Raw genomic sequence first — 26,358 nt, 5'->3', positions numbered from 1 at the left:
GATGGGGAGAAGGACATGAAACTGTTGGTCGTCGAAGATGAGGCGCTGTTGCGTCATCACCTGCAAACCCGCCTGACGGAAAGCGGTCACGTGGTCGAGTCCGTGGCCAATGCCGAGGAGGCGCTGTACCAGACCGGCCAGTACAACTTTGATCTGGCGGTGATCGACCTCGGTCTGCCGGGCATGGGCGGGCTCGACCTGATCCGCCAGTTGCGCTCGGGCGGCAAGACCTTCCCGATCCTGATCCTCACCGCGCGCGGCAACTGGCAGGACAAAGTCGAGGGCCTTGCCGCCGGTGCCGACGATTACGTGGTCAAGCCGTTCCAGTTCGAAGAGCTCGACGCACGACTCAACGCACTGTTACGCCGCTCCAGCGGTTTCACCCAGTCGACCATCGTTGCCGGGCCGTTGCTGCTCGACCTCAATCGCAAACAGGCCAGCCTCGATGAGCAACCGCTGGCGCTGACCGCCTACGAATACCGCATCCTCGAATACCTGATGCGCCATCATCAGCAAGTGGTGCCCAAGGATCGTTTGATGGAGCAGCTCTACCCGGATGACGACGAGCGCGATCCGAATGTCATCGAAGTGCTGGTCGGCCGTCTGCGCCGCAAACTGGAAGGTCCGGGCGGGTTCAAACCGATCGACACCGTGCGCGGCCTCGGCTACCTGTTCAATGAGCGCTGCACTTGATCCGTTCCCTTCGCGTTCGTTTGATGCTTGCCGCCACCACGTTGGCGGTGTTGTTCATGCTCGCGTTGCTGCCGGCAATGCAGGGCGCGTTCAGCCTCGCCTTGCAGGATTCGATCGAGCAACGCCTGGCCTCCGACGTCACCACACTGATTTCCGCTGCACGGGTGGAAAACGGTCATTTGGTGATGCCCTCGCAATTGCCGGACGAGCGCTTCAACCTCACCGATTTCCGCTTGCTCGGCTATATCTACGACCGCGACGGCAAGCTGGTGTGGCGTTCGAAAGCCACCCAGGAAGAGCAGATCAACTACAAGCCGCGTTACGACGGCCTCGGCAACGAGTTCGCGCGGATCCGTGAAGCCAGCGGTCAGGAATTCTTCGTCTACGACGTCGAAGTCAAACTGCTCGGCGGCAAAAGCGCGGCGTTCAGCATCGTCGCTCTGCAACCGGTCCGTGAGTACGAAACCACCCTGGAAGGCCTGCGCGAAAATCTCTATCTGGGCTTCGGCGCGGCATTGCTGGTACTGCTGGCATTGCTGTGGATCGGCCTGACCTGGGGCCTCAAGGCTCTGCGGCGATTGAGCCAGGAACTCGACGAAATCGAAGGCGGCACCCGCGAAAGCCTGACGGAAAAACACCCTCGCGAACTGCTGCGCCTGACCGGCTCGCTCAACCGCCTGCTGCTCAGCGAACGCCAGCAGCGCAGCCGCTATCGCGATTCCCTCGACGACCTCGCCCACAGCCTGAAAACCCCGTTGGCGGTGCTGCAAGGCGTCAGCGAAGACATGGCCCAACGCCCCGAGGACCGCGATCAGGCCTGGGTCCTGCAAAGCCAGATCGAGCGCATGAGCCAGCAGATCAGCTACCAGCTGCAACGGGCCAGCCTGCGTAAAAGTGGTCTGGTGCGCCATCAGGTGCGCCTGCAACCGGTGCTCAAAAGCCTGTGCGATACGCTGGATAAGGTCTATCGCGACAAGCACGTGGGGGTGACCTTTGATCTGCCCGAGCATTGCTATGTGCCGATCGAGCAGGGCGCTCTGCTGGAAATGCTCGGCAATCTGCTGGAGAACGCCTATCGCCTGTGCCTCGGCGAAGTACGCGTCAGCGTGCGCGAGTCACTGTCCGGTATCGAATTGTGCGTCGAAGACGATGGGCCGGGTGTGCCACTTGATCAGCGAGCGCGGATTCTCGAGCGCGGCGAACGCCTGGATGCCCAGCATCCGGGACAGGGGATAGGGCTGGCGGTGGTCAAGGACATCATCGAAAGCTACAACGCCCGCTTGGCCCTGGGCGATTCGCCGATGGGCGGGGCGGCCTTCAGGATTCATTTTCCTGCGGTGTGAATGAAGCGGCCCTCACCCTAACCCTCTCCCAGAGGGAGAGGGGACTGACCGAAGTGTCTTGAGATATTTATCGACCTGAGCAATTTACAGCGAATATGGATTCACCGGATAGCTGTCAGGTCGGGCCAAATCTTCAGCATCCCCCAATCAGTCCCCTCTCCCTCCGGGAGAGGGTTAGGGTGAGGGGCTTTTGATCCTTCACAGCTCCTGCGCCCGATAAGCCCCCGGTGTCAGCCCCGTCCATTTCTTGAACGCCCGATGAAACGCCGACGGTTCGGAAAACCCGAGCTGCTCGGCAATCTGCTGCAACGACAAATCCGCCCGGCCCAGATGATAGATGGCGATATCCCGCCGCAGCTGATCCTTCAGCTCCTGAAAACTCGTGCCTTCCTCGCGCAAGTGCCGGCGCAAGGTTTGCGGGCTGATGTACAGATGCGCCGCGACAGCTTCCAGATCCGGCCAATGTGCTGCGTCACGGTTGAGCAAGCGGCGCAGGCGGCTGCTCAGGCTGTCGCCGTCGTCCGGGCGTGAGAGCAGGTCGGCGGGGGAGCGTTCGAGGAAGTGTTTGAGTGTGCGTTCGTCCTGCAACAGCGGCATGGACAGGTAGCGACTGTGAAACAGCAGGCTGCTCCGGGCGCCGTCGAAGGTCAGCGGGCAGGGGAACAGCAGGTCGTATTCGCTGCCGTGAGCGGGGCGCGGATAGCTGAAGGTTGCCTGCTCAAGGCGAATCCGCTGGCCGATCAGCCAACTGCCGAGGCGGTGCCAGATCACCAGCAAACTCTCGGTGAGAAAGTGATCCGGATCCCACAACTGCGCGTCATCCAGGCTCAAACGCACCCATTCGTCTTCGCGGCTCAAGCTCAGGCGCGGGGCATCAGGGAACAGGCTATAAAACAATAAACCGCGTTGCAGCGCCTTCTCCAGGTTGCGGCAGTGAATCGAGGCGTGACACATCATGGCGAAGCTGCCGGGCTTGCTCGGGGCGTTACCGAAGCCGAGGTATTCGTCGTCCAGCGCCAGCCACAGCCCTTGAATCAGGCGGGTGAATTGCTCCGGCGCGATGCGTGCGCGGGGCTCGTCGAGCAACTCCGGGCTGATCCCCAGTTGCTGCAACAGCTGTGAATAATCGAAACCGCGCCGGCGTGCACCACCAAGGGCGGCACGGGCGAAATGGCTGGCGATGGTGCGTTCGCGCATGAGCGGCAATCCTTGTTCAGGCGACGATCGTAACGGCGGGCCTGCAACGCAACAAGGCGGATTTCCGCCAAATTGGAGGACGAGGGGCGGTGAGTTGGCGGAAATCCGCCATGTTCAAGTAACCAATTGGTGACAGGGAAATCCCGCAGCCCCTGATATCAAAAGGCTTGCTGCCCATCGCACCAATCTGGCACGACGTTTGCGATACAAGCGACAGAAGCGTGCATTTCACCCGCCCGGGAAGATGCCGTTCCAACAACAAATCCCTCCAGTGCAGGAGGGTTCGCAATTAAGGTTCAGCGCTCGACAGATGGATGTTGCCGCTGGACGCTTGAGGAAACCTGCAATGACGACTCGTCAGCCACTGTACAAATCCCTGTATTTCCAGGTGATCGTTGCCATCGCGATCGGCATCCTGCTCGGTCACTTCTACCCGCAGACCGGCGTGGCCCTCAAGCCACTGGGTGACGGCTTCATCAAGCTGATCAAAATGGTCATCGCCCCGATCATCTTCTGTACTGTTGTCAGCGGCATCGCCGGCATGCAGAACATGAAGTCGGTAGGCAAGACCGGCGGCTACGCGCTGCTGTATTTCGAAATCGTTTCCACCATTGCCCTGCTGATCGGTCTGATCGTGGTCAACGTTGTGCAACCGGGCGCCGGCATGCACATCGACGTCACCACCCTCGACGCCTCGAAAATCGCCACCTACGTGACGGCCAGTAAAGACCAGAGCATTGTCGGCTTCCTCCTCAATGTGATCCCGAACACCATTGTCGGCGCGTTCGCTACCGGCGACATCCTGCAAGTACTGATGTTCTCGGTGATCTTCGGCTACGCCCTGCATCGCCTCGGTGCTTACGGTCGTCCGCTGCTGGACATGATCGATCGCTTCGCCCACGTGATGTTCAATATCATCAACATGATCATGAAACTGGCGCCGATCGGTGCGTTCGGTGCCATGGCGTTCACCATCGGTGCCTACGGTGTCGGCTCGCTGGTGCAGCTGGGTCAACTGATGATCTGCTTCTACATCACCTGCGTCCTGTTCGTCGTGCTGGTGCTGGGTGCGATCTGCCGTGCTCACGGTTTCAGCGTGTTCAAACTGGTGCGTTACATCCGTGAAGAGCTGCTGATCGTACTGGGTACGTCCTCGTCGGAATCGGCACTGCCACGCATGCTGATCAAGATGGAGCGTCTGGGCGCGAAGAAATCGGTGGTGGGTCTGGTGATCCCGACCGGTTACTCGTTCAACCTCGACGGTACTTCGATCTACCTGACCATGGCCGCCGTGTTCATCGCCCAGGCGACCGACACGCACATGGACATCACCCACCAGATCACGCTGCTGCTGGTACTGCTGCTGTCTTCCAAAGGCGCGGCGGGTGTGACCGGTTCGGGCTTCATCGTGCTGGCCGCGACCCTGTCGGCGGTAGGTCACCTGCCGGTGGCCGGTCTGGCGCTGATCCTCGGCATCGACCGCTTCATGTCCGAAGCCCGCGCGCTGACCAATCTGGTCGGTAACGCGGTAGCGACCATCGTCGTGGCCAAGTGGGTCAAGGAGCTGGATACCGATCAACTGCAAACCGAGCTGGCTTCCGGCGGTCGCGGTATCTCCGACGAGCGTGAAGAAGACGACCTGGGTGTGGCTGAAGGCCCAACCCCGAGCAATGTGAAGTAAGCATCGCTTGCACAGAAAAGCCCGCTTCGGCGGGTTTTTTCTTGCCCGCAATTTGAGCGCAACGGTCACACCTGCTGACATTTGCGGTGATTGCCGCATCGGCGATGGCTGCCTAGGCTGAGTGCATCGCCCAAGGAGTTCGCCCATGTCCGCACCGCTGGCCTCACTGAAGATTCTCGATTTCTCGACCTTGCTGCCGGGGCCGTTCGCCTCGTTGCTGCTGGCGGACATGGGCGCCGAAGTGCTGCGCATCGAATCGCCGACGCGTATGGATCTGCTGCGGGTGCTGCCGCCGCACGATGGCGGGGTATCGGCCAGCCACGCCTACCTGAACCGCAACAAGCGCAGTCTGGCGCTGGATCTGAAACAGCCCGAAGCGCTGGAAATCATCAAGCAACTGCTGGGCGATTACGACATCGTTCTCGAGCAATTCCGTCCCGGGGTGATGGAGCGTCTGGGCCTGGGTTATGAGGCGTTGAAGGCGATCAACCCGCGGCTGATTTACGTGTCGATCAGCGGCTACGGCCAGACCGGGCCGTATAAAGAGCGCGCAGGGCATGACATCAATTATCTGGCGCTGGCCGGGCTGGCCAGTTACACCGGCCGCGCCGACAGCGGGCCGTTGCCGCTGGGCATGCAGGTGGCGGATGTGGCTGGCGGCTCGTTGCACGGGGTGATCGGCTTGCTGGCGGCGGTGATTGCCCGCCAGCAGAGCGGGCAAGGCACTCATCTGGATGTGAGCATGACCGATTGCGCGTTCAGCCTGAACGCCATGGCCGGCGCGGGATATCTGGCCTGCGGCGTGGAGCCGGGTTGGGAGGACCAGATGCTCAATGGCGGCAGTTTCTATGATTATTACCGCACCCGGGATGGGCGCTGGATGTCGGTGGGCAGTCTTGAGCCGGCGTTCATGCAGCGACTGTGCACGGCGCTGGGCCGGCCGGAGCTGGCGGCGCAGGGATTGTTGCCCAGGCCTGAGCAGCAACAGGCGCTGAAGGAGGCATTGCGGATCGAATTCGAGCGACATGATTTTGCTGAACTGTGTGAGCTGTTCGCCGGAGTCGATGCCTGTGTCGAACCGGTGTTGAATCTGGGCGAGGCGCTGCGCCATCCGCAATTGCAGGCGCGGGAGCTGGTGACCCAGGTGCCGCGCGGCGATGGCACGACGCAGGCGCAGATGGCTTGTCCGTTGAAATTCTCTGAAGCGCTGCCGGCACCAAGGCATGTCGGCGCGGGGGTGGGGCAGCATACGGATGAGGTGCTGGGGGAGTTGGGGTTGAGTGCTGAGCGGATCGCCGAGTTGCGTTCGGCCAAGGTGATTCTTTAGTGCCTGAGCCGCCGCCTTCGCGCTACCAATCTGTCATTCCACCCGCATCTCACCACTGAACTCCAACGTACTGCGGCAGCGCCGGCACAAATACCGTCGCCCTTGCCGTACCAGGCCATGGCGCTGGGCGGTAAACGGGAAGTCACTGTCGGGGCACGGGCATTTGTAGATATAGCGGGTCACGCTGCGCCGCTTGATCTCATAGGTGTGGCAGCGGTCCGGCGGCAGTTCGTAGACGCCGCGCATGATCAATTGCCACTCCTCGCCATGGGGCTGGATGCGGTCGCCGAACAGTTGGTGAGCGATCAGGTGTGCGACCTCGTGGGCCACGGTCTGCTTGAGGAAGTGTTCGGTGTTTTCCCGGTACAACTGCGGGTTGAAGCGCAGCAGGTTCTCGTGCAGATGCGCGACACCGGCTTTCTGCCCGCGCAGCTTGAGACTGACGACGGGGCGTTTGAAGGAACGTTTGAAAAAGGATTCAGCGAGTTGGTAACAATCTTCGACGCGGGTATTGAGTTGCTCGGGCATGCTTGATGGATCTCCAGAGAAGCCGAGTATGCCGCAACCCCGGCGACTTGCGAATCGCCGACCTGCCGAATGGTCGTCGCCCAACGAGAAGGCCGCCTTGCGGCGGCCTGTATTGGCAGATGTTGTTTTTCTCAGGGAGGAAACGGGTCAATTGGTATAGACGGGCCCGACACCCAGCCCCCAGATGATCACGGTAAACGCCATGATCGCCACCAGCACCACCAGCCCGACCGCGAGCACTGAACTGGAAAACAGAAAACCTTCATCCGCAGGAATGTTCATGAAGGTCGGCAGGCCGACATACAGCAGGTACACCGTGTAGCAGATGGCCGCCGTGCCGACGATCATCCCCAGCCACATGTGCGGATACAGCGCCGCCAGGCCGCCGACGAACAACGGCGTCGCGGTGTAGGTGGCAAACGCCACGCAACGGGCCAGGCTCGGATTGGCATCATAGGTGCGCGCCATCCAGTGCACGAAGGCGCCCATCACCGCGACCCCGCCGAGCATCGCCAGGTACGACATGATGGTCATCCACAAGGCGCTTTCGAACGTCAGCATCACCGGCGCGCGGTTGCCGATGACCCAGCCGACCTGGGTCGTGCCGATGAACGCCGAGACAGCGGGGATCGCCGCCAGAATCAGCGTGTGGGTCAGGTACATGTGGCTGATGCTTTCCTCTTGGTCGCCACGGATCTCCTTCCATTCCTGATCGGGGTGGGTAAACAGTCCCACTACGTGATGGATCATGCCATTCACTCCTCTTGTCATTGCCATCGCCCCCCAACGGAGCGCCTACGGGCCAAGGTGGCCGAGCAAATACAGGTCTAAAGACGTGTGCGACCTTATGTCGCAGTATAGAAAGGACTCCAGCGCACCGGTATGCCGGGCTTAGAGCAAATCGCGCTGTAAACAAAGGGCTTAATCGCAGTTGTATTTGTTGGAGCTGCCGAAGGCTGCGATCTTTGATCGTGTTTTTTACAAGCAAAAGATCGCAGCCTTCGGCAGCTCCTACATTCAAGGCAGGATTCCAGGTTACGGACGGTCGGGATCCATGCTTCGCGCTATTGGGGTTTTTGCGTAAAATGCCGGCCTTTCGTCACACCTCACGGATTTCGCGTCATGGGCACTCTTACGGTCAACCAGAACAAACTGCAAAAGCGCCTGCGCCGCCTGGCTGGCGAGGCGGTCGCCGATTTCAACATGATCGAAGACGGCGACAAGGTCATGGTCTGCCTGTCCGGGGGCAAGGACAGCTACACCATGCTCGACGTGCTGATGCACCTGCAGAAGGTTGCGCCGATCAAATTCGACATCGTCGCGGTGAACATGGACCAGAAACAGCCGGGCTTTCCCGAACACGTGCTGCCGGCCTACCTGAAAGAACTGGGCATCGAGTATCACATCGTCGAGAAAGACACCTACTCGGTGGTCAAGGAGCTGGTGCCGGAAGGCAAGACCACCTGCTCGCTGTGCTCGCGCCTGCGTCGCGGCACGCTGTACACCTTTGCTGACGAGATCGGCGCGACGAAAATGGCCCTTGGTCATCACCGCGACGACATCGTCGAGACGTTCTTCCTCAACATGTTCTTCAACGGCACCCTGAAAGCGATGCCGCCGAAACTGCGCGCCGACGATGGCCGCAACGTGGTGATTCGCCCGCTGGCGTACTGCAACGAGAAGGACATTCAGGCCTACTCGGATCTCAAGCAATTCCCGATCATCCCGTGCAACCTCTGCGGCTCGCAGGAAAACCTGCAGCGTCAGGTGGTCAAGGAAATGCTCCAGGACTGGGATCGCAAGACCCCGGGCCGCACCGAATCGATTTTCCGCAGCCTGCAGAACGTGGTGCCGTCGCAACTGGCCGACCGCAACCTGTTCGACTTCACCAGCCTGAAGATCGACGAGACCGCGGCTTCGCGTTTCGTCAATGTCGTCAATCTGTAAACCCAACCTGTAGGAGTGAGCCTGCTCGCGATTGCGGTCGGTCAGATATTTCATTGCTGACTGACACACCGCTATCGCGAGCAGGCTCACTCCTACAAGGGTTATTCATTCCAAACCTCAGGAGAGGGCATGCGCGATTACAAGTGGCTGCACGAATACTGTCTGAACCGCTTTGGTTCGGCGGCTGAACTGGAAGCCCATCTGCCCGTTCCCAAGACCCCCGCACAACTGCGCAAGATCCGCGACGATCGCTATCTGTCGACCATGGCCCTGCGGGTTTTCCGCGCCGGGCTCAAGCACAGCCTGGTCGACGCCAAGTGGCCGGCGTTCGAAGAAGTGTTCTTCAAGTTCGATCCGGAAAAAGTCGTGCTGATGAGCGCCGAACACCTCGAGCGCCTGATGCAGGACGCGCGGATCATCCGCCATCTGGGCAAGCTGAAAAGCGTGCCGCGCAATGCGCAGTTCATTCTCGATGTGGAAAAGGACAAGGGCAGCTTCGGCGCGCTGATCGCCGACTGGCCGGTGACCGATATCGTCGGCCTGTGGACTTACCTGAAGAAACATGGCCATCAACTCGGCGGGCTGTCGGCACCGCGGTTTTTGCGCATGGTCGGCAAGGACACGTTCGTGCCGAGCTACGACGTGGTCGCTGCGCTGAATGCGCAGAAGATCGTCGACAAAGTGCCGACCAGCCAGCGTGATCTGGCGACGGTGCAAAACGCCTTCAACCAGTGGCACGAACAGAGTGGCGGACGGCCGATGAGCCAGATCTCGATGATGCTTGCCTACACCGTCAACCATTAAGACCGAGTCGCTCCTGTCGCGAGCAGGCTCACTCCTACAGGGGATCTGTGGCGTACACAAATCCCCTGTAGGAGTGAGCCTGCTCGCGATAGCTATTTGTCAGGCGACGGAGACTTCGCCTTCGCCAGCCAATTTGCGATTCAACTGATAGCGCCAGCGCACATACAGCAGCGCCGAGCAGAACACCGCCAGGCTCGCGGCCATTTCCAGCAGGCCGAACAGCTGCCGGTTGGGGTCGTACGCCGCCAGTGCACCCTTGATGAAATACAGGTTCACCACAAAACACATCCACGAATGGCCACGGGCGCTGCCCATGATCATCGCCGGGGCAAGCACCAGCCACGGGATCAGCTCGACCAGTAGAATCACCCACGGCCGCGCGCCATGCAGGTCGGCGAACAGCAGGTAATAAGCGGCGAGCAACCCGGCGAGGGCGAAAAAGCTCAGCAGGCTGAGCACGCGCATCGCCTTCACCCGTGGCTCAAGCCACGCCACCGAGGGCAGGACTTTCGGCTTCTTCGCCATCAGCCCACCAGTTTCTGCGCGGTTTTCGCCAGACGCAGACCGAGGGCGCGACACAGCGCCATTTCGTGCTGATCGAGACCGTTCTTGCCGTCAGCACCAGCGTGATGGCTGGCGCCGTAAGGCGTGCCGCCACCTTCGGTTTCGAGCAGGGCCGATTCGCTGTAGGGCAGGCCAGTGATCAGCATGCCGTGGTGCAACAGTGGCAACATCATCGACAGCAGCGTGGTTTCCTGACCGCCGTGCAGGCTGGCGGTGGAAGTGAACACACCGGCAGGTTTGCCGACCAGCGCGCCGGTCAGCCACAGGTTGCTGGTGCCGTCCAGAAAATATTTGAGCGGCGCGGCCATATTGCCGAAACGCGTCGGACTGCCCAGGGCGAGACCGGCGCAGTTCTTCAAATCGTCGAGGCTGGCGTAGAGCGCGCCTTCATCGGGAATATTCGCGGCCACCGCTTCGCACTCGGTGGAAATCGCCGGCACTGTGCGCAAACGCGCTTCCATTCCGGCCTGTTCGACACCTCGGGCGATCTGCCGGGCCATCTCGTTGGTCGAACCGCTGCGGCTGTAATAGAGAACCAGAATGTACAGCGTGCTCATGGCAACAACTCCAGCACGTTTTCCGGCGGGCGACCGATGACGGCCTTGTCGCCGACTTCCAGAATCGGCCGCTCCATGAGTTTCGGGTGCGCAGCGATGGCCTCGATCAATTGCTGCTCGCTGAGACTGGCGTCCGCCAGGTTCAGGGTTTTGTATTCCTCTTCGCCAGTGCGCAGCAGCTGCCGCGCGCTGATTCCGAGCTTGTCGAGCAGAGCCTTGATCTGCGCGGCATTCAGCGGCGTTTCCAGATAACGCACGATAGTCGGCTGCAAGCCGCGGGCTTCGAGCAGGTCCAGGGCGGCGCGGGATTTCGAGCAGCGCGGATTGTGATAAAGCGTCAGATCGGTCATGGCGGGTCGCTTCTGGCGTAAAGTGGCGGCTATTCTAACTGTGCGGCGCGCAATCCAGAACCGTCAGAGGCGATGGGTCGCAGGCGCTTTCGAATTTTCACAAGGAACACGACATGACAAGGCGATTGGCAGCGGCATTGACCATTATCGGGGCGTTGATGCTGGGGGGCTGCGGCAATGATTACGGGATCGACCAGAACGGCCAGAAGGTAGCGTCCGAACGTCTCGACAAACATTGGATTGTGCTTAATTACTGGGCCGAATGGTGTGGCCCTTGCCGCACGGAAATCCCCGAGCTCAACCATTTGGCTAACGAACTCAAGAGCAAGAACGTTGGTGTGTTCGGGGTCAATTTCGACAATGTGCAGGGCGCGGAGCTGAAAGAAGCCAGCGAGAAACTCGGCATCAAGTTCACCGTGCTCGCGCAGGATCCGGCAGAGCTGTTCGACCTGCCGCGCAGTGAGGCGCTGCCGGTGACCTTCATCATCGATGACAAGGGCAAGGTGCGTGAACAATTGCTGGGTGAGCAGACGGCGGCGGGGGTGATGGCCAAACTCGAGTCGTTGCAGGCTACGAAGTAAATCGCCAGAAGCCCCTCACCCCAGCCCTCTCCCAGAGGGAGAGGGGGCCGACCGAGGTGTCTTTCGTCACACATCGACCTGAGACACCGAGTCGATCATGCATCCGCCAAAGACGATCAGGATCGTTCCCACGCTCTGCGTGGGAATGCCGCCCGGGACGCTCCGCGTCCCTGTGACGCAGAGCGTCACTTGATGCGCTCCCACGCGGAGCGCGGGAACGATCAGGCGGTGTTCAGCGAGTGTGGCTCAGCCCTCTTCCAGCCACCAACGCAACGGCTTGCCTTCAGCCGGCCAGAAGCGCACCTGCTCGATCGGCGAAATGTCCCAGCGCTCGACTTTTTCCAGCGCCTGCAAAAAGCGCTGTTCCTGCTCCATCACCGCCGGGGCACATAGCTTGCGGGTCTTGCCGATCTTGCCGAAGGTCAGCTTGTCGCCGTCCTGCGCATAGGGCGCGAACCAATGGTTGCAGCCGCCGTTGCCGTAGGCGCGACCGTCATCGCCGAGGGTTACGGTCAGATGGCTGTAATCCATCAACGGCCGCTCGCCGATCCATTCCAGAATGTAGCTGCGGTTGTGCTGCAGTTGCACCGGCTCTGCGGCGCAACCGACCAGGCCGACACCGATCAGCGCGGTCAGGGCAAGCCGTTTCATCACGCAGGCTCCTGGCATTTCGGGCACAGGTGTTTGTCGCCAACGGCCTTCCAGCCCAGTTCGGCAATGCGTGCGGTGGCAGCCGGTTTTTCCGCGGTTTTGCCGAGTTTGGCGTCCACGGCGAATTCAAAGCTCAGCTCTTTCGCGCAGCTGTCGCAGTTGACCTGCCAGGTGTGAATCGCCAGTTCGCCGAACACCGGGCCTGTGGTCATTGCGGTCCATTGGCCCGGCGGGTTGATCAGATGGCGTACTGTGTCGACGGTCAGGCGCATGGACAGATCCTTGCTGCCTTTGAGCGTGACCAACAGGGCATCGCCGATGCGGATCGAGCCACCGTTGCCGGTCACCTGATAGCGGCCCGGAACCAGGGCGCGGCATTCGGTGAGGGTGTGTTGCGGGTTCATCAGGGTGTAGCGGAAATCGTGTTCGACCATGGGTCCTCCAAATATGCGCGACATGCTAGCACGGGCTCGATTGCAGAATGATGCACGCGTGCGACCTTCGATCCGGTTCAAATGCACCGACAGTCATGGCAAACTGCCGGCCCCCGAATCTGAAGGAACGGAACATGGCGCTGATCGAATGTTATGAATGCAAGCGGAGCATCAGTTCCGAAGCGCTGGTGTGCATTCACTGCGGCGCCCCGATGGCCGAACACGCTGCCATGCAGGCGCAGTCCGCGGCGGCAGCGGCGCAGCCCGCGACAATCTCCTTCGGCAGCCTGCCCCGCAACAAGGCTGTACCCGAGGCGTTTTTGCCTCCGGCGGCAGAACCGCTACCGAGAGTGATGCCCGCAGCAGCAGGGCGCCGTCGTCGTCAGCAGGCGGCGGAAGAGGCTCGCCAGGCACAACAACCGCTCAACGCTGATGGCAGCCGTCCGCTGGAAGGCTGGCTGAAAATCATGGTGTTTCTGTTGCCGGGGTTTTTCGTCTGGTTCCTGCTGCGCAGCGGCCATTCGAGCAAGCAACGTCTGCTTGGTTTCGGTTGGCTGGGCTTGCTGATCCTGGCGTCTTCGCTGCCCAAGTAAGACGGTTCAACCCTCGACCTGGTTCTGCGGCGCACCTGCCGCCCAGGTCGCGATGTTGTGCAGCGTGGTGGCGGCAATCGCGCCCAGTGCTTCGCGGGTCAGAAAGGCCTGATGCGCAGTGATGATCACGTTGGGAAACGTCAGCAGGCGCGCCAGCACATCGTCCTGCAACGGCAGGTCGGAGCGATCCTCGAAAAACAGCTGCGCCTCTTCCTCATAAACATCCAGCCCCAGATACCCGAGTTGACCGTCCTTCAGCGCGTCGATCAGCGCAGGGGTGTCCACCAGACCACCGCGCCCGGTGTTGATCAGCATCGCCCCCGCCTGCATGTGCGCCAGTGACTGGCGATTGATCAGGTGCTTGCTCTGCTCGTTGAGCGGGCAATGCAGGCTGATGATCCGCGACTGCGCGAGCAACTCCGGCAGGCTCAGATAACGCGCGCCCAAGGCCAGCACCTCGGGATTGGGATACGGGTCGTAGGCCAGCAGTTCACAGCCGAATCCGTGCATGATTTTCGCGAAGGTTGCGCCAATCTGCCCGGTGCCAACGATGCCGACAGTTTTGCCGACCAGATCGAAACCGGTCAGGCCATGCAGGCTGAAGTCGCCTTCGCGGGTGCGGTTGTAGGCACGGTGCAGGCGACGGTTGAGGGCGAGGATCAGCGCGACGGCATGTTCGGCCACGGCGTGCGGTGAGTAGGCCGGCACACGCACGACGGCCAGGCCGAGGCGCTTCGCCGCCGACAGGTCGACATGGTTGTAACCCGCCGAACGCAGGGCAATCAGCCGCGTGCCACCAGCCGCGAGGCGTTCGAGCACCGGGGCGCTGAGATCATCATTGATGAACGCACAGACCACTTCGTGCTGCTCGGCCAAAGCCGCCGTATCGAGGCTGAGGCGCGCCGCTTGAAAGTGCAGTTCGAGCCCGGCCGGGCAGTCGGCGCCAACGAAGCTGTCGCGGTCGTAGGTCTGACTGCTGAAAAAGATCGTGCGCATGAATCCTCCTGGAACATCGACGCGGGCCGCAATCGCCCGCGACAACTGTAGCGCTTTGCGCGCGCGCTGCCTTGCCGTGGATCAGGCGCTGATACGCGCCTGCGCCGCGAGTCGGTTGATCGAGCGCTCCAGTTCATCCAGCGCGGCAGCGGCTTTCGGATCGTCCTGCTTGAGCAGGGTTTCGCTGCGCTGGCAAGCCGCACGCAGTTGCGGCACGCCGCAATAACGGGTCGCGCCGTGCAGGCGGTGCACGCGTTCGAGCAAGGCATTCTGGTCGTGACTGTCACGCGCGGCGCGAATCGCTTCGCGGTCGGCTTCCAGCGAGGCCAGCAGCATGGCGAGCATGTCCGCCGCCAGATCCGCCTTGCCGGCCGCCAGACGCAGGCCCTCTTCGTGATCGACCACCGGCAGTTCCTGCTGACTCGCCGCGCTGTCACCGCTGCGATCCGGCGCCTGATTGCGCAGGGCCAGCCCGGTCCACTTCAACACCACCTGTGCCAGTTGCCGCTCGCTGATCGGTTTGGTCAGGTAGTCGTCCATGCCGCTTTGCAGCAGCGCGCGTTTTTCGTTGGCCATGGCGTGGGCGGTGAGGGCGACGATCGGCAGCGGTGTGCAGTGCCGCTCGCTTTCCCATTGGCGAATGGTTTCGGTGGTCTGGCGACCGTCCATGCCCGGCATCTGCACGTCCATCAGCACCAGATCGAAAGATTCGCTCTGCACCGCTTTCACTGCTGCGTAACCACTTTCCACCGCGAGCACGCGGGCGCCCATGTCTTCGAGCAGGGTCTGCACCAGCAGCAGATTGGCCGGGTTGTCGTCGACGCACAGCACGCGCGGCGCACGACTCGACAGCGGCTCGCCCGGTTCGCTGCGGGTCTGGCGCGGATTGACCAGATCGGCCAGGGCTCGGCGCAACTTGCGCGTGCACGCCGGTTTGGCTTGAAGCTGGCTGTGCGGGTTGGGCACCGACAGATGGAACAGCGTCTGCTCGGTGGTCGGGCACAGCACCAGCACTTTGCAGCCCAAGTGTTCGAGGTCCCAGATGTGCTGGTTCAAACGTTCCGGGAGCATGTCGTTGCTGGTGATGCCGATGACCGCCAGATCGATCGCCTGATCGGTCTGATGCGCGCCGGTGACGCCATTGCTCAGGCTTTCCAGGGTATTGAACGGCGTGACATCGAGGCCGCAGTCTTCCAGTTGATGCTGCAAGGCCTGACGCGCCAGTTCGTGATTTTCCAGTACCGCCACGCGGCGCCCGAGCAATGGCGCGGCGGGCAGGTCTTCGGCGTCGTCGCGAGTCTTCGGCAGGCTCAGGCTGATCCAGAATTCCGAACCTTCGCCCGGGGTGCTGTCGACGCCGATCTCGCCGCCCATCTGCTCGATCAGACGCTTGGAAATCACCAGCCCCAGACCCGTGCCGCCGGGCTGCCGTGACAGCGAATTGTCGGCCTGACTGAAGGCCTGGAACAACGCACGCACGTCCTGACTCGACAGGCCAATGCCGGTGTCCTGAATGCTGATGCGCAGTTGCACACTGTCTTCGTGTTCTTCTTCAAGCATCGCCCGGGCGACGATGGTGCCTTCGCGGGTGAACTTGATCGCATTGCTCACCAGGTTGGTGAGGATCTGCTTCAGACGCAGCGGATCACCGACCAGCGACAGCGGCGTGTCGCGATAGACCAGACTGACCAGCTCGAGCTGCTTGGCATGCGCCGCCGGGGCGAGAATGGTGAGGGTGTCCTGCAACAGATCACGCAGGTTGAACGGAATGTGATCGAGCACCAGTTTGCCGGCCTCGATCTTCGAAAAATCGAGAATCTCGTTGATGATCCCCAACAGACTGTCGGCCGACTTTTCGATGGTGCCCAGATAGTCGAGCTGGCGCGGAGTCAGTTCGCTTTTCTGCAACAAGTGAGTGAAGCCGAGAATGCCGTTGAGCGGGGTGCGGATCTCGTGGCTCATGTTGGCAAGAAATTCGGATTTGATCCGGCTCGCTTCCAGCGCCTCTTTGCGCGCCAGGTCCAGTTCGATGTTCTGGATCTCGATGGTTTCCAGATTCTGCCGCACGTCTTCGGTGGCCTGATCGACGCTGTGCTGCAACTCTTCGCGAGCGTTCTGCAGGGTGCCGGCCATGCGGTTGATGCCGGAGGCCAGTTCGTCCAGTTCCTGACTGCCGAGGGGCGGCAAGCGGGTTTCCAGATGACCGTCCTTGAGTTGGGCGACCGCTTGTTTGATCTGGCTCAGCGGACGGTTGATGGTGCGGCCCATGCGCAACGCGAGGAGGGCGGCGCCGGCAAGTCCGGCGGCGATCAGCAGCAGGCTGGCGAACAGGCTGCGATAGCCGCGCAGCAACATGCCGTTGTGCGACAGTTCCAGCTCGACCCAGCCCAGCAGCCGTTCGGATTCTTCGGGGATGATTTCACCGGCAAGGTTGCGGTGCTTGCCGAACACCGGCATCAGGTAACGCGTTGCGTCATTGCCGCTGCGCCGTTGCAACAGAGCGCTGTCGCCGCTCGGCGCCTGATTGAGCATGGTCGGGCCAGCGTGGGCCAGTGGCGAGCGGTCCGCCGCGAGGAAGGTCACCGCACGCACGTCCGGTTGTTCAAGGGATTGGGTGGCGACGCGTTCGAGCAGCTCGGCATCGCCGTGGCCCATTGCCGGTGCCACCAGCGGCGCCAGTTGCTCGGCAATCATTTCGCCGCGCTGCAGCAATTGGCTCTGCAGGTCGGTCTGCTGCGTCCAGGTGAAATAGCCACCCAGCACCAGCGCCATCAGGCTGGTCGGCAACAAGGTCAGCAACAGCACGCGACCTTTGATTCCCAGTTTCTTGAGCACGCCTATCTCCCGCATCCCGCTGATCTGTTGACACATGCGTGCATCCGGCACGCGACATGGGCGCAGTGTAGCGATTTGCAGGCGGGCAATCTTGCGGAAAATGCAGCGCCCCCGTGCACGCGTTCGTCCGACAGGCGAAGCTTGTGTTGCCCGCTGTCGGACAATCTTGAATAATCCGCCAACTGAGAATTACTTGCAGATACTCATGACTCCTGTTTCCGCTGGCCAGCCACGCATCCTTTCCATTGAAGACGATCCGGTCCTCGGCGCCTATGTGCACGAGCATCTGGGCCGCAGCGGTTTTCAGGTGACCTGGTGCCAGAACGGCCAGGAAGGTCTCAATATCGCCCAGCACCAGCCTTTCGACGTGGTGCTGATGGACATTCTGCTGCCGGGGCTCGATGGTCTGCAGTTGTTGACGCAATTGCGCCAGAGCCATTCGACGCCAGTGCTGCTGATGTCGGCGCTGGGTGCCGAGGCCGATCGCATCAGCGGTTTTCGCCTCGGTGCCGATGACTATCTGCCCAAGCCGTTCAGCATGGCCGAGTTGCATGTGCGCATCGAAGCGATCCTGCGCCGCGTGGCCCTGGATCGGCGCCCGCCTGCGGTTACCGCTGCGGTGGTCAGCGGCACCCTGCGTTTCGATGACGAACAGTGCGACGTTTTCTTCCGCGAGCAAGCGGCCGGGCTGACCCGCAGCGAATTCCGTCTGCTGGAAACCCTGCACCGCAACCACGAGGAAGTGCTGAGCAAAGCCTTCCTTTATCAGCACGTTCTGCAACGCGGTTTTGCTGCCCACGACCGCAGCCTCGATATGCACATCAGCCAGATCCGCCGCAAACTCAAAGCCATCGGTTACACCGAACGCGAAGTGCGCACGGTGTGGGGCAAGGGCTATGTCTTGAGCGCCGCCGATGAAACTGTCTGACCTGCCGGGGCGGCATTCGCTGTTCTGGAAACTGGCGTGCCTGCTGGTGGCGTTCTGTCTGTTGATGATCTGGCTGAGCTGGTCGTGGGGTCGCTACATGGAGGAGCGCAATCAGTTCCTCTCCAGTGAAGCGCGCCACACCCTCAGCCGTTATGCCGCCCAAGCCGAACAGGCGTGGCAGCGCGGCGGGCGCGATGGTGTCGATGACTGGTTGCGAAGCATGGAATTGCGCGAGGCCAGTTGGGTGGGGGTGATCGGCGCTGATTTGCAGTCGCTGAGCAGCCAGCCGTTGAACGCCGCGGAGGTGCAGCACCTGACCTTTCTGCGTGGTCTCGACTGGCCGATCCACAAAAAGGGCCGGCCGTGGCTGCGGGTACCGTTTCCCCAGGATCCGGCGGCCGGCATTCTGGTCATCGAATTGCCCGAGCGCTTTGTTCCGGGCAAGTACCGGGTGTTCTGGCGCGTGATCACCAACGGCGTGATTCCCGGACTGTTCACCCTGTTGCTGTGTGTCGGCCTGTATCGCCTGCTGGTGGTGCCGCTGAACAACCTGCGCGAACAGGCCAACGCCTGGCGCGCCGACCAACTGAATGTGCGCCTGTCGAGCGGCATCACCCAGCGCCCGGATGAACTCGGTGAGCTGGCGCTGGCCTTCGATTCCATGTCCGAACGCCTGCAAACCACCGTCGCCCTGCAACAGCAATTGTTGCGCGACCTGTCGCATGAGTTGCGCACGCCGCTGAGCCGCTTGCGCGTGGCCAGCGAGAGCGAACAGGGCCTGCCGCAACTGCGCGAACGCATCGGCCGCGAGGTGGACGGCATGCAACGCTTGGTCGAAGACACGCTGCAACTGGCCTGGCTCGACACCGACCGCTCGCCGTTACCAGAGGAAGCGATCCAGATTCAGGCACTGTGGGAAATGCTCACCGACAACGCCTGTTATGAAAGCGGCTGGCCGAGTCTGCAATTGCGATGCTCGGTCGAGGCATCGTGCTGGGTGCGCGGCAACCTCAATACCCTGGCGCAAGCGCTGGAAAACATCCTGCGCAACGCCATTCGTCACTCGCCTGAGGGCGGGATTGTGCGGCTGGATGGCCGGCGCGATGGTGAGTATTGGCATTTGTGGCTTGAAGATGAGGGCGGCGGCGTGGCTGAAGAGGATCTGCAGCGGATTTTTTCGCCGTTCATTCGACTGGACGGATCGCGGCCGGGGGATGGCGGGTTTGGGCTGGGGTTGAGCATTGCGCGTAACGCGGTGCAACGCCAGGGCGGGTTGCTCTGGGCGGAAAATATCGGGGCGGGGTTGCGGTTGAATTTGCGTTTGTTGGCGGATGATGGTGTCGCCCATACGGACGCCTTCGCGAGCAGGCTCGCTCCCACAATGGGGCTCGGTTCGCCTCAGGCTGTGTGATCTACCGTTAATAGTGTCATCACTGCTGACACTAACTCCTGTGGGAGCGAGCCTGCTCGCGAATTCCAAGCAGCACTACGAACTGTGTGTTACTCAAATAAAAGTCGCACCACTGGCGCGACTTTTATTTGCTTATTCCCATAAACCATAAGCACCGCACTTTGCGTGATATGGCCTGCGCGGGTTTGCCGGTATGATAGGCGCCCCCGCACGTCTGGATTGCGAATACGCCATGACCCTGCAGTACCCAACCATCGCCGATTGCGTCGGCAACACGCCGCTGGTGCGTTTGCAGCGCCTGCCCGGCGCCACCAGCAACACCCTTTTGCTCAAGCTCGAAGGGAACAACCCGGCGGGTTCGGTCAAGGACCGGCCGGCGCTGTCGATGATCACGCGTGCCGAGTTGCGCGGGCAGATCAATCCCGGCGATACGCTGATCGAGGCGACTTCCGGCAACACCGGTATCGCTCTGGCGATGGCCGCTGCGATCAAGGGTTACAAGATGATCCTGATCATGCCGGACAACTCCAGCGCCGAGCGCAAAGCGGCGATGACCGCTTACGGTGCCGAGCTGATTCTGGTCACGCAGGAAGAGGGCATGGAAGGCGCCCGCGATCTGGCCCAGCGTATGGAAGCCGAAGGCCGTGGCAAGGTGCTCGACCAGTTCGCCAACGGCGACAACCCTGAAGCGCACTACACCACCACCGGTCCGGAAATCTGGCGTCAGACCCAGGGCAGCATCACCCATTTCGTCAGTTCGATGGGCACCACCGGGACCATCATGGGCGTGTCGCGCTACCTCAAAGAACAGAGCGACAGCGTACAGATTGTCGGCCTGCAACCGATGGAAGGCTCGGCCATTCCCGGCATCCGCCGCTGGCCGCAGGAATACCTGCCGAAGATCTATCAGGCTGACCGCGTCGATCACATCGTCGACATGGCGCAAAGCGAAGCCGAAGACGTCACCCGTCGCCTGGCCCGTGAAGAAGGCATCTTCTGCGGCGTGTCCTCCGGCGGTGCGGTGGCAGCGATGCTGCGCCTGTCCCGAGAAGTTGAAAACGCGGTGATCGTCGCGATCATCTGCGACCGTGGCGACCGATATCTGTCGACCGGCATTTTCGACGCGCCGAACTGATGGCCAAGCACGAACGAGGCCTGCGTTTCCAGCCCACGGGTGGCAGCAAGGCGCCGCAAATTCCGACCGGTAAAAAGCAGCGCTTGAGCATCGAGCGCTTGGCCAATGACGGCCGCGGCATCGCGTTTTTCGAAGGCAAAACCTGGTTCGTCCTCGGCGCCCTTGCCGGTGAAGAGGTCGAAGCGCGGGTGCTCGGCGCCCACGGCAAAGTAGTCGAGGCGCGCACCGAGCGCGTGTTTACCGCAAGCGACCTGCGTCGTCCGGCAGCGTGCGCGCACTTCGGCCGCTGTGGCGGTTGCAGCGTCCAGCACTTGCCCCATGCAGAACAACTCGCCCTGAAACAGCGCATGCTGGCCGAGCAGTTGTCGCGGGTCGCCAGTGTCGAACCCGAAGAATGGGCAGCGCCGCTGACCGGCCCGGAATACGGCTACCGCCGGCGCGCACGCATCGCCGTGCGCTGGGACATGAAAGCGAAGAAGCTCGAAGTGGGTTTCCGCGCCGCCGGCAGTCAGGACATCGTCGCGATCAGCGAATGCCCGGTGCTGGTACAGCCCTTGCAGCCGATCATGACCCGTTTGCCGGAGATGTTGCGGCGCTTGAGCAAGCCCCAGGCGCTGGGCCATGTCGAGCTGTTCAGCGGTTCCTCATTGGCGGTGTTGCTGCGGCACATGGCGCCGTTGTCCGAAGCGGACCTGACGATTCTCAAGGATTTCTGCCAGTTCCATCAGGCGCAGTTGTGGTTGCATGGCGAAGGTGAACCGCAACCGGTCGAGGCCGGTCAGAGCCTCGGTTATCGTCTGGAGCAGTGGGATCTCGAACTGGCGTACCGGCCGGGAGACTTTGTTCAGGTCAACGCCGGGGTCAACGAAGCGATGATCGCTCAGGCGCTGGAGTGGCTGAGGCCGACGGCTGACGAGCGCGTGCTCGATCTGTTCTGCGGGCTGGGCAATTTTGCTCTGCCGCTGGCCAAAAGCGTACGTGAACTGGTGGCGGTGGAGGGTGTGCAGACCATGGTCGAGCGTGCCGCTGCGAATGCCGTCAGTAACAATTTGCATAACACAAAGTTTTTTCAAGCCGATTTATCCCAGCCTTTGACCGATGCTCAGTGGATCGGAAACGGCTTTTCTGCGGTACTCTTGGACCCACCGCGTGACGGTGCTTTCGAGGTGGTGCGCAAGCTCGCGGCCCTGGGCGCCAGACGGTTGGTATACGTGTCGTGCAACCCGGCTACGCTGGCGCGCGACACGCAGGAATTGATCAAGCAGGGCTACCGGTTAAAACGTGCCGGGATTCTCGATATGTTTCCTCAGACGGCACATGTCGAGGCCATGGCGTTATTTGAAGCGAGCCAGGACGGCTCGTCTGAATCCGTCTGATCTGTCCGCGCAGCGCTCGCCTGAGCCCCGCGAGCGCGAACGGACCCTGAGGATCAGCGATTTGACGCATTGAATCTGCGTCGTAGGGAAGGTAAAGCAGCATGGTACAGGTGAGAGCACACCAGCCGATCAACACCGACGGCAGTATCAATCTCGAGGCCTGGCTCGATCACGCGGTCAGTGTCGATCTGGCACTGGATCGCGAGGCCTTGAAAGAAGCCTGCGAGTTCGCTCGCGAGGCCGAACAGCAGTCCAACGCGAAGAAGAACCTGTGGGCCGAAGGCTCCGGCAGTTTCAGCACTGGCCTTGAGATCGCCGAAATCCTCGCCGACCTCAAGCTCGATCAGGATTCACTGGTCGCCGCTGTGTTGTATCGCGGCGTGCGCGAAGGGCAGATCGAACTGGCAGCAGTCGGCCAGCGCTTCGGCCCGGTGGTGGCCAAGCTCATCGACGGCGTGCAGCGCATGGCCGCCATCAGTGCCAGTCTCAGCCCACGGCAGTCAATGGTCATGGGCACGCAAGGGCAGGTCGAAAACCTGCGCAAGATGCTCGTGGCGATGGTCGATGACGTGCGCGTTGCGCTGATCAAACTGGCCGAACGCACCTGCGCCATTCGCGCGGTAAAAACCGCCGACGATGAAAAGCGCAACCGCGTCGCCCGGGAAGTCTTCGACATCTATGCGCCACTCGCGCATCGCCTCGGCATCGGTCATATCAAGTGGGAGCTGGAGGACTTGTCCTTCCGCTATCTCGAACCCGATCAATACAAGCAGATCGCCAAGTTGCTCCACGAGCGGCGGCTGGACCGCGAGCGCTTCATCAGCGACGTGATGACCCAGCTCAAGGACGAACTGCAGGCCACCGGTGTCGACGCCGACATCAGCGGCCGGGCCAAACACATCTACTCGATCTGGCGCAAAATGCAGCGCAAGGGTCTGGAATTCAGCCAGATCTACGACGTTCGCGCCGTGCGCGTGCTGGTGCCGGAAATGCGCGACTGCTACACCGCGCTCGGCATCGTCCACACCCTGTGGCGGCATATCCCGAAAGAGTTCGACGACTACATCGCCAACCCGAAAGAGAACGGCTACCGCTCGCTGCACACGGCGGTGATCGGCCCGGAGGGCAAGGTCCTCGAGGTGCAGATCCGCACCCATTCGATGCACGAAGAAGCCGAACTCGGCGTCTGCGCGCACTGGCGCTACAAGGGCACCGACGTCAAATCCGGCTCGAACCATTACGAAGAGAAAATCTCCTGGCTGCGTCAGGTGCTCGAATGGCACGAAGAGCTCGGTGATATCGGCGGTCTGGCTGAACAGCTGCGCGTCGACATCGAGCCTGATCGGGTTTACATCTTCACCCCCGACGGACACGCCATCGACTTGCCGAAGGGCGCGACGCCGCTGGATTTCGCCTACCGGGTGCACACCGAAATCGGCCACAACTGTCGCGGCGCGAAGATCAACGGCCGTATCGTGCCGCTGAACTACAGCCTGCAGACCGGCGAGCAGGTCGAGATCATTACCAGCAAACACGGCACGCCGAGCCGCGACTGGCTGAACCCGAACCTCGGTTACGTGACCACCTCGCGGGCGCGGGCGAAGATCGTTCACTGGTTCAAGTTGCAGGCTCGCGATCAGAACGTTGCGGCCGGGAAAACCCTGATCGAGCGCGAACTCAATCGCCTCGGCCTGCCGGCGGTGGATTTCGACAAGCTGGCCGAAAAGGCCAACATGAAAACCGCCGAAGACATGTTCGCCGCCCTCGGTGCTGGCGATCTGCGTCAGGCGCATCTGGTCAACCTCGCGCAGCAACTGGTCGAACCGGAGCGCGGCAACGAGCAACTGGAGCTGATCCCGCGCAAGGCCACCGGTTACAAGCCGGGCAAGCGCGGCGATATCCAGATCCAGGGCGTCGGCAACCTGATGACGCAGATGGCTGGCTGCTGCCAGCCGCTGCCGGGCGATGCGATCGTCGGTTACATCACTCAGGGCCGTGGCGTGAGCATTCACCGTCAGGACTGCGCCTCGGTGCTGCAACTGGGCGGGCGCGAGCCGGAGCGGATCATTCAGGTCAGTTGGGGCCCGGTGCCGGTGCTCACCTATCCGGTGGACATCATCATCCGCGCCTACGACCGTTCCGGGCTGCTGCGTGACGTCTCGCAGGTGCTGCTCAACGAGCGCATCAACGTGCTGGCGGTCAACACCCGCTCGAACAAGGAAGACAACACCGCGCTGATGTCGCTGACCATCGAGATCCCCGGTCTGGATGCGCTCGGGCGCTTGCTCGGGCGGATTTCGCAATTGCCGAACATCATCGAAACGCGGCGTAACCGTACCCCGTGAAGAGCGACGATTTCGAATGTTGAGCGCCGATCCAATGTGGGAGCGAGCTTGCTCGCGAAAGCGGTGTATCAGTCAATATGGATGTCGACTGATCCGCCGTCTTCGCGAGCAAGCTCGCTCCCACAGGTCTATTCAGAGTTAGAAAAATGTACACCCTCGAAGACCTGCTCCATCTGATGTCCCGTCTGCGCGATCCGCGGTTCGGTTGTCCGTGGGACATCAAGCAAACCTACGCGAGCATCGTCCCGCACACCCTCGAAGAAGCCTATGAAGTGGCCGATGCCATCGAGCGTGGCGATCTCGATCACTTGCAGGGCGAGTTGGGCGATCTGCTGTTTCAGGTGGTCTATTACAGCCAGTTGGCCAAGGAAGAAGGCCGGTTCGAATTCGCCGGGGTGATCGACAGCATCACGCGCAAATTGATTCGCCGCCATCCCCACGTGTTTCCCACCGGCGATCTGTACGCGCCGCTCGACGTGCCGCGCTTGAGCGAAGAGCAGGTCAAGCAGCGCTGGGAACAGATCAAGGCTGAGGAGCGCGCCGAGAAAGCTTCGGCGCCCGAGCAGTTGTCGCTGCTTGACGATGTGCCGGCCACGTTGCCGGCACTGTCGCGCTCAGCCAAGTTGCAGAAGCGCGCCGGGCAGGTCGGTTTCGACTGGCCGGACGCCTTGCCGGTGCTCGACAAGGTCCGCGAAGAGCTTGATGAAGTGCTCGAAGCCATGTCGGAAAACGATCCGCTGGCGGTGGCCGACGAGATCGGCGACCTGCTGTTTTCCGTGGTCAATCTGGCCAGGCATCTGAAGGTCGATCCGGAAACCGCCTTGCGCGGCGCCAACGGCAAGTTTGAAAGACGTTTCCGTTTTATCGAACAGGCATTGCGCGACACCCACCGTCCCATGGAAGATTGCACCCTCGAAGAGTTGGACGCCCTCTGGGGCGAAGCCAAACGCCAGGAAAAGAATGAGCCCAGCTGCGGCTGAGCCGTTGCCCAAGTGAGTAAGCATTGATGAGCCTTTCCCTTCGCGACCAGTTGCTCAAAGCAGGCCTGGTCAACCAAAAGCAGGCCAAGCAGGTCAGCAAAGACAAGCAGAAGCAACAGCGTCTGGCGCACAAAGGCCAGGCCGAGCTGGACGATTCGCAGCAGCGCGCCGCCCAGGAAGCCATGGCCGAGAAGGTCAAGCGCGACCAGGAACTCAATCGCCAGCAGCAGGAGAAAGCCGAGGCCAAGGCCCGTGCCGCGCAGGTGAAGCAATTGATCGAGGTCTCGCGTCTGCCCAAGCTGACCACCGAGGACTACTACAACTTCGTCGACGACAAGAAGGTCAAGCGCATCTCGGTCAACACGCTGATGCGCAACAAGCTCAGCAGCGGTTCGCTGGCGATCGTGCATCACAACGGCGGCTACGAAGTGATCCCCCGTGAAGCGGCGCTGAAGATCCAGGAGCGCGACCCGCAGCGCATCGTCCAGCTCAACGTGCAGACCGAAGAGGTCAACGCCGAGGACGATCCGTACGCGGCCTACCAGATCCCTGACGATCTGATGTGGTAAATCCACGGCTGTAACAACGACGAACCCCGCTCATGGCGGGGTTTGTCGTTTTCAATGCTGTGTTGTTTCAAGCGGATTTCAATTCTCTTTGCTGTTCCTGCACTTCCAGCTCGGCCTTGTAGTTGTGGGCATCGATCTCGTTGTGAAACATGCCGACCAGCAAGTCTTGTTGATGCACGTCCCAGATACGGATACCGGCGGCCAGGCCTTCGTGGGACATGTGTGAATCGTCGCGTTCAGTTACTTTTACAGTCATCTGCTAGCTCCAGATCTCAGGTTACTGCACCAAGGCGTGTGCAGGACTCTGTTATAGAATTTGTTAGCCAGCTAAGTAAACCGCTGATTGGCGCAAGGTGTTGTTGCGGATTTCGCAACAAAGCTGCAGGCCGCGTAAACCGCGACATTCGGTCGCAGGGTAGTAAGTTTCATGACATAAGTTTCATCTTGAGGGTACGCAATTCCCCTGTGGGAGCGAGCTTGCTCGCGAATGCGGTGGGTCAGAAATAAAGATGTGGACTGGCACAATGCATTCG

At 61.3% G+C, this 26,358-nt stretch carries 26 protein-coding genes; 15 read left to right on the top strand and 11 right to left on the bottom strand.

The window, feature by feature from the left end; translation table 11 throughout:
- The first annotated feature begins 15 nt into the window (after positions 1-15).
- Positions 16-693, top strand: a complete 678-nt coding sequence (locus tag J2Y90_RS25115) for a response regulator transcription factor (RefSeq protein WP_253504510.1) — start codon at positions 16-18, stop codon at positions 691-693.
- Positions 690-2,036, top strand: a complete 1,347-nt coding sequence (locus tag J2Y90_RS25110) for an ATP-binding protein (protein WP_253504507.1) — start codon at positions 690-692, stop codon at positions 2,034-2,036. The genes J2Y90_RS25115 and J2Y90_RS25110 overlap by 4 nt, the downstream gene beginning before the upstream one ends.
- 198 nt (positions 2,037-2,234) lie before the next feature.
- Here J2Y90_RS25110 and J2Y90_RS25105 read toward each other — a convergent pair whose 3' ends face one another.
- Positions 2,235-3,233 carry an AraC family transcriptional regulator gene (locus J2Y90_RS25105; RefSeq protein ID WP_253504504.1) on the bottom strand — a complete coding sequence of 333 codons (999 nt, stop codon included), beginning with the start codon at positions 3,231-3,233 and terminating at the stop codon, positions 2,235-2,237.
- Between the two features lie 346 nt (positions 3,234-3,579).
- Between J2Y90_RS25105 and J2Y90_RS25100 the strand changes: the two genes are divergently transcribed.
- Together J2Y90_RS25100 and J2Y90_RS25095 are read left to right on the top strand one after the other, a co-directional pair.
- Positions 3,580-4,914, top strand: coding sequence for a dicarboxylate/amino acid:cation symporter (locus tag J2Y90_RS25100; protein WP_253504501.1), 1,335 nt, complete (start codon positions 3,580-3,582; stop codon positions 4,912-4,914).
- Positions 4,915-5,059: 145 nt separating this feature from the next.
- A complete protein-coding gene (locus tag J2Y90_RS25095; protein WP_253504499.1) occupies positions 5,060-6,241 on the top strand; it encodes a CaiB/BaiF CoA transferase family protein in 1,182 nt (393 codons plus the stop codon).
- A gap of 33 nt (positions 6,242-6,274) precedes the next feature.
- Here J2Y90_RS25095 and J2Y90_RS25090 read toward each other — a convergent pair whose 3' ends face one another.
- Complete coding sequence (locus J2Y90_RS25090; RefSeq protein WP_253504496.1) at positions 6,275-6,769, bottom strand: SprT family zinc-dependent metalloprotease; 495 nt, start codon at positions 6,767-6,769, stop codon at positions 6,275-6,277.
- A 147-nt stretch (positions 6,770-6,916) separates the two neighbouring features.
- Positions 6,917-7,519: a Yip1 family protein gene (locus J2Y90_RS25085; protein ID WP_253504494.1), complete on the bottom strand. Its 603-nt coding sequence runs from the start codon at positions 7,517-7,519 to the stop codon at positions 6,917-6,919.
- 372 nt (positions 7,520-7,891) lie between these two features.
- Between J2Y90_RS25085 and ttcA the strand changes: the two genes are divergently transcribed.
- A complete protein-coding gene (gene ttcA, locus J2Y90_RS25080; RefSeq protein ID WP_024013975.1) occupies positions 7,892-8,716 on the top strand; it encodes a tRNA 2-thiocytidine(32) synthetase TtcA in 825 nt (274 codons plus the stop codon).
- Between the two features lie 129 nt (positions 8,717-8,845).
- Positions 8,846-9,520, top strand: a complete 675-nt coding sequence (locus J2Y90_RS25075) for a DNA-3-methyladenine glycosylase I (protein ID WP_016773632.1) — start codon at positions 8,846-8,848, stop codon at positions 9,518-9,520.
- A 99-nt stretch (positions 9,521-9,619) separates the two neighbouring features.
- Here the strand turns inward: J2Y90_RS25075 and J2Y90_RS25070 are convergent, their stop codons facing one another.
- The 3 genes from J2Y90_RS25070 to arsC are packed head-to-tail and all read right to left on the bottom strand — an operon-like array spanning position 9,620 to position 10,991.
- A complete protein-coding gene (locus J2Y90_RS25070; protein WP_253504491.1) occupies positions 9,620-10,045 on the bottom strand; it encodes a DUF2069 domain-containing protein in 426 nt (141 codons plus the stop codon).
- Positions 10,045-10,641: an NAD(P)H:quinone oxidoreductase gene (gene wrbA / locus J2Y90_RS25065; protein ID WP_253504488.1), complete on the bottom strand. Its 597-nt coding sequence runs from the start codon at positions 10,639-10,641 to the stop codon at positions 10,045-10,047. Before wrbA ends, J2Y90_RS25070 begins: the two co-directional genes overlap by 1 nt.
- On the bottom strand, positions 10,638-10,991 hold the full coding sequence (arsC, locus tag J2Y90_RS25060; protein WP_253504485.1) for an arsenate reductase (glutaredoxin): 354 nt from the start codon (positions 10,989-10,991) through the stop codon (positions 10,638-10,640). The genes wrbA and arsC overlap by 4 nt, the downstream gene beginning before the upstream one ends.
- A gap of 113 nt (positions 10,992-11,104) precedes the next feature.
- Here arsC and J2Y90_RS25055 point away from each other — a divergent pair, with 113 nt between their 5' ends.
- Positions 11,105-11,572, top strand: coding sequence for a TlpA disulfide reductase family protein (locus J2Y90_RS25055; protein ID WP_253504482.1), 468 nt, complete (start codon positions 11,105-11,107; stop codon positions 11,570-11,572).
- Between the two features lie 246 nt (positions 11,573-11,818).
- On the opposite strand, the gene J2Y90_RS25050 is transcribed toward J2Y90_RS25055, so the two are convergent.
- Complete coding sequence (locus J2Y90_RS25050) at positions 11,819-12,223, bottom strand: META domain-containing protein (RefSeq protein WP_253504479.1); 405 nt, start codon at positions 12,221-12,223, stop codon at positions 11,819-11,821.
- Positions 12,223-12,657 carry a hypothetical protein gene (locus tag J2Y90_RS25045; protein ID WP_039757838.1) on the bottom strand — a complete coding sequence of 145 codons (435 nt, stop codon included), beginning with the start codon at positions 12,655-12,657 and terminating at the stop codon, positions 12,223-12,225. The genes J2Y90_RS25050 and J2Y90_RS25045 overlap by 1 nt, the downstream gene beginning before the upstream one ends.
- A 134-nt stretch (positions 12,658-12,791) precedes the next feature.
- Here J2Y90_RS25045 and J2Y90_RS25040 point away from each other — a divergent pair, with 134 nt between their 5' ends.
- Positions 12,792-13,250 carry a hypothetical protein gene (locus tag J2Y90_RS25040; protein WP_253504477.1) on the top strand — a complete coding sequence of 153 codons (459 nt, stop codon included), beginning with the start codon at positions 12,792-12,794 and terminating at the stop codon, positions 13,248-13,250.
- 6 nt (positions 13,251-13,256) lie between these two features.
- On the opposite strand, the gene J2Y90_RS25035 is transcribed toward J2Y90_RS25040, so the two are convergent.
- Positions 13,257-14,246, bottom strand: coding sequence for a 2-hydroxyacid dehydrogenase (locus J2Y90_RS25035; RefSeq protein ID WP_253504474.1), 990 nt, complete (start codon positions 14,244-14,246; stop codon positions 13,257-13,259).
- 81 nt (positions 14,247-14,327) lie between these two features.
- Positions 14,328-17,081 carry a response regulator gene (locus J2Y90_RS25030; RefSeq protein ID WP_253504471.1) on the bottom strand — a complete coding sequence of 918 codons (2,754 nt, stop codon included), beginning with the start codon at positions 17,079-17,081 and terminating at the stop codon, positions 14,328-14,330.
- A 205-nt stretch (positions 17,082-17,286) separates the two neighbouring features.
- Here J2Y90_RS25030 and J2Y90_RS25025 point away from each other — a divergent pair, with 205 nt between their 5' ends.
- From J2Y90_RS25025 to J2Y90_RS24990, 7 genes are all read left to right on the top strand, one after another.
- Complete coding sequence (locus J2Y90_RS25025) at positions 17,287-18,009, top strand: response regulator transcription factor (protein WP_253504468.1); 723 nt, start codon at positions 17,287-17,289, stop codon at positions 18,007-18,009.
- Complete coding sequence (locus tag J2Y90_RS25020) at positions 17,996-19,420, top strand: sensor histidine kinase (protein ID WP_253504465.1); 1,425 nt, start codon at positions 17,996-17,998, stop codon at positions 19,418-19,420. The genes J2Y90_RS25025 and J2Y90_RS25020 overlap by 14 nt, the downstream gene beginning before the upstream one ends.
- 232 nt (positions 19,421-19,652) lie before the next feature.
- Entirely contained in the window at positions 19,653-20,555 is a 903-nt protein-coding gene (gene cysM / locus J2Y90_RS25015; RefSeq protein ID WP_253505342.1) for a cysteine synthase CysM, read from the top strand.
- Positions 20,555-21,931, top strand: a complete 1,377-nt coding sequence (gene rlmD, locus J2Y90_RS25010; protein ID WP_253504462.1) for a 23S rRNA (uracil(1939)-C(5))-methyltransferase RlmD — start codon at positions 20,555-20,557, stop codon at positions 21,929-21,931. The genes cysM and rlmD overlap by 1 nt, the downstream gene beginning before the upstream one ends.
- A gap of 101 nt (positions 21,932-22,032) precedes the next feature.
- Positions 22,033-24,276 (top strand): GTP diphosphokinase, encoded by a 2,244-nt coding sequence (relA, locus tag J2Y90_RS25005; RefSeq protein WP_039757831.1) that lies wholly within the window; start codon positions 22,033-22,035, stop codon positions 24,274-24,276.
- Positions 24,277-24,422: 146 nt separating this feature from the next.
- Positions 24,423-25,256: a nucleoside triphosphate pyrophosphohydrolase gene (gene mazG, locus J2Y90_RS24995; RefSeq protein ID WP_253504459.1), complete on the top strand. Its 834-nt coding sequence runs from the start codon at positions 24,423-24,425 to the stop codon at positions 25,254-25,256.
- A 26-nt stretch (positions 25,257-25,282) separates the two neighbouring features.
- Complete coding sequence (locus J2Y90_RS24990) at positions 25,283-25,825, top strand: DUF2058 domain-containing protein (RefSeq protein WP_016773645.1); 543 nt, start codon at positions 25,283-25,285, stop codon at positions 25,823-25,825.
- 67 nt (positions 25,826-25,892) lie between these two features.
- On the opposite strand, the gene J2Y90_RS24985 is transcribed toward J2Y90_RS24990, so the two are convergent.
- Positions 25,893-26,081 (bottom strand): hypothetical protein, encoded by a 189-nt coding sequence (locus J2Y90_RS24985; protein ID WP_016773646.1) that lies wholly within the window; start codon positions 26,079-26,081, stop codon positions 25,893-25,895.
- Positions 26,082-26,358: the final 277 nt, after the last annotated feature.

The organism is Pseudomonas koreensis (assembly GCF_024169245.1).
Taxonomy (GTDB): Bacteria; Pseudomonadota; Gammaproteobacteria; order Pseudomonadales; family Pseudomonadaceae; genus Aquipseudomonas; species Aquipseudomonas koreensis_F.
Note: the sequence above shows the minus strand (reverse complement) of the source record. Positions and strands in the feature narration are given on the sequence as shown.

Excerpts from the sequence above, each read along its gene's own strand:
- J2Y90_RS25040 (WP_253504477.1), top strand. The coding sequence starts at position 12,792 with ATGGCGCTGATCGAATGTTATGAATGCAAGCGGAGCATCAGTTCCGAA.
- rlmD (WP_253504462.1), top strand. The coding sequence starts at position 20,555 with ATGGCCAAGCACGAACGAGGCCTGCGTTTCCAGCCCACGGGTGGCAGC.
- J2Y90_RS25085 (WP_253504494.1), bottom strand. The coding sequence starts at position 7,519 with ATGATCCATCACGTAGTGGGACTGTTTACCCACCCCGATCAGGAATGG.
- J2Y90_RS25100 (WP_253504501.1), top strand. The coding sequence starts at position 3,580 with ATGACGACTCGTCAGCCACTGTACAAATCCCTGTATTTCCAGGTGATC.
- J2Y90_RS25025 (WP_253504468.1), top strand. The coding sequence starts at position 17,287 with ATGACTCCTGTTTCCGCTGGCCAGCCACGCATCCTTTCCATTGAAGAC.
- J2Y90_RS25115 (WP_253504510.1), top strand. The coding sequence starts at position 16 with ATGAAACTGTTGGTCGTCGAAGATGAGGCGCTGTTGCGTCATCACCTG.
- J2Y90_RS25020 (WP_253504465.1), top strand. The coding sequence starts at position 17,996 with ATGAAACTGTCTGACCTGCCGGGGCGGCATTCGCTGTTCTGGAAACTG.
- J2Y90_RS25075 (WP_016773632.1), top strand. The coding sequence starts at position 8,846 with ATGCGCGATTACAAGTGGCTGCACGAATACTGTCTGAACCGCTTTGGT.
- J2Y90_RS24985 (WP_016773646.1), bottom strand. The coding sequence starts at position 26,081 with ATGACTGTAAAAGTAACTGAACGCGACGATTCACACATGTCCCACGAA.
- mazG (WP_253504459.1), top strand. The coding sequence starts at position 24,423 with ATGTACACCCTCGAAGACCTGCTCCATCTGATGTCCCGTCTGCGCGAT.
- J2Y90_RS25050 (WP_253504479.1), bottom strand. The coding sequence starts at position 12,223 with ATGAAACGGCTTGCCCTGACCGCGCTGATCGGTGTCGGCCTGGTCGGT.
- J2Y90_RS25090 (WP_253504496.1), bottom strand. The coding sequence starts at position 6,769 with ATGCCCGAGCAACTCAATACCCGCGTCGAAGATTGTTACCAACTCGCT.
- wrbA (WP_253504488.1), bottom strand. The coding sequence starts at position 10,641 with ATGAGCACGCTGTACATTCTGGTTCTCTATTACAGCCGCAGCGGTTCG.
- J2Y90_RS25045 (WP_039757838.1), bottom strand. The coding sequence starts at position 12,657 with ATGGTCGAACACGATTTCCGCTACACCCTGATGAACCCGCAACACACC.
- relA (WP_039757831.1), top strand. The coding sequence starts at position 22,033 with ATGGTACAGGTGAGAGCACACCAGCCGATCAACACCGACGGCAGTATC.
- J2Y90_RS25035 (WP_253504474.1), bottom strand. The coding sequence starts at position 14,246 with ATGCGCACGATCTTTTTCAGCAGTCAGACCTACGACCGCGACAGCTTC.
- cysM (WP_253505342.1), top strand. The coding sequence starts at position 19,653 with ATGACCCTGCAGTACCCAACCATCGCCGATTGCGTCGGCAACACGCCG.
- ttcA (WP_024013975.1), top strand. The coding sequence starts at position 7,892 with ATGGGCACTCTTACGGTCAACCAGAACAAACTGCAAAAGCGCCTGCGC.
- J2Y90_RS24990 (WP_016773645.1), top strand. The coding sequence starts at position 25,283 with ATGAGCCTTTCCCTTCGCGACCAGTTGCTCAAAGCAGGCCTGGTCAAC.
- arsC (WP_253504485.1), bottom strand. The coding sequence starts at position 10,991 with ATGACCGATCTGACGCTTTATCACAATCCGCGCTGCTCGAAATCCCGC.
- J2Y90_RS25095 (WP_253504499.1), top strand. The coding sequence starts at position 5,060 with ATGTCCGCACCGCTGGCCTCACTGAAGATTCTCGATTTCTCGACCTTG.
- J2Y90_RS25070 (WP_253504491.1), bottom strand. The coding sequence starts at position 10,045 with ATGGCGAAGAAGCCGAAAGTCCTGCCCTCGGTGGCGTGGCTTGAGCCA.
- J2Y90_RS25105 (WP_253504504.1), bottom strand. The coding sequence starts at position 3,233 with ATGCGCGAACGCACCATCGCCAGCCATTTCGCCCGTGCCGCCCTTGGT.
- J2Y90_RS25055 (WP_253504482.1), top strand. The coding sequence starts at position 11,105 with ATGACAAGGCGATTGGCAGCGGCATTGACCATTATCGGGGCGTTGATG.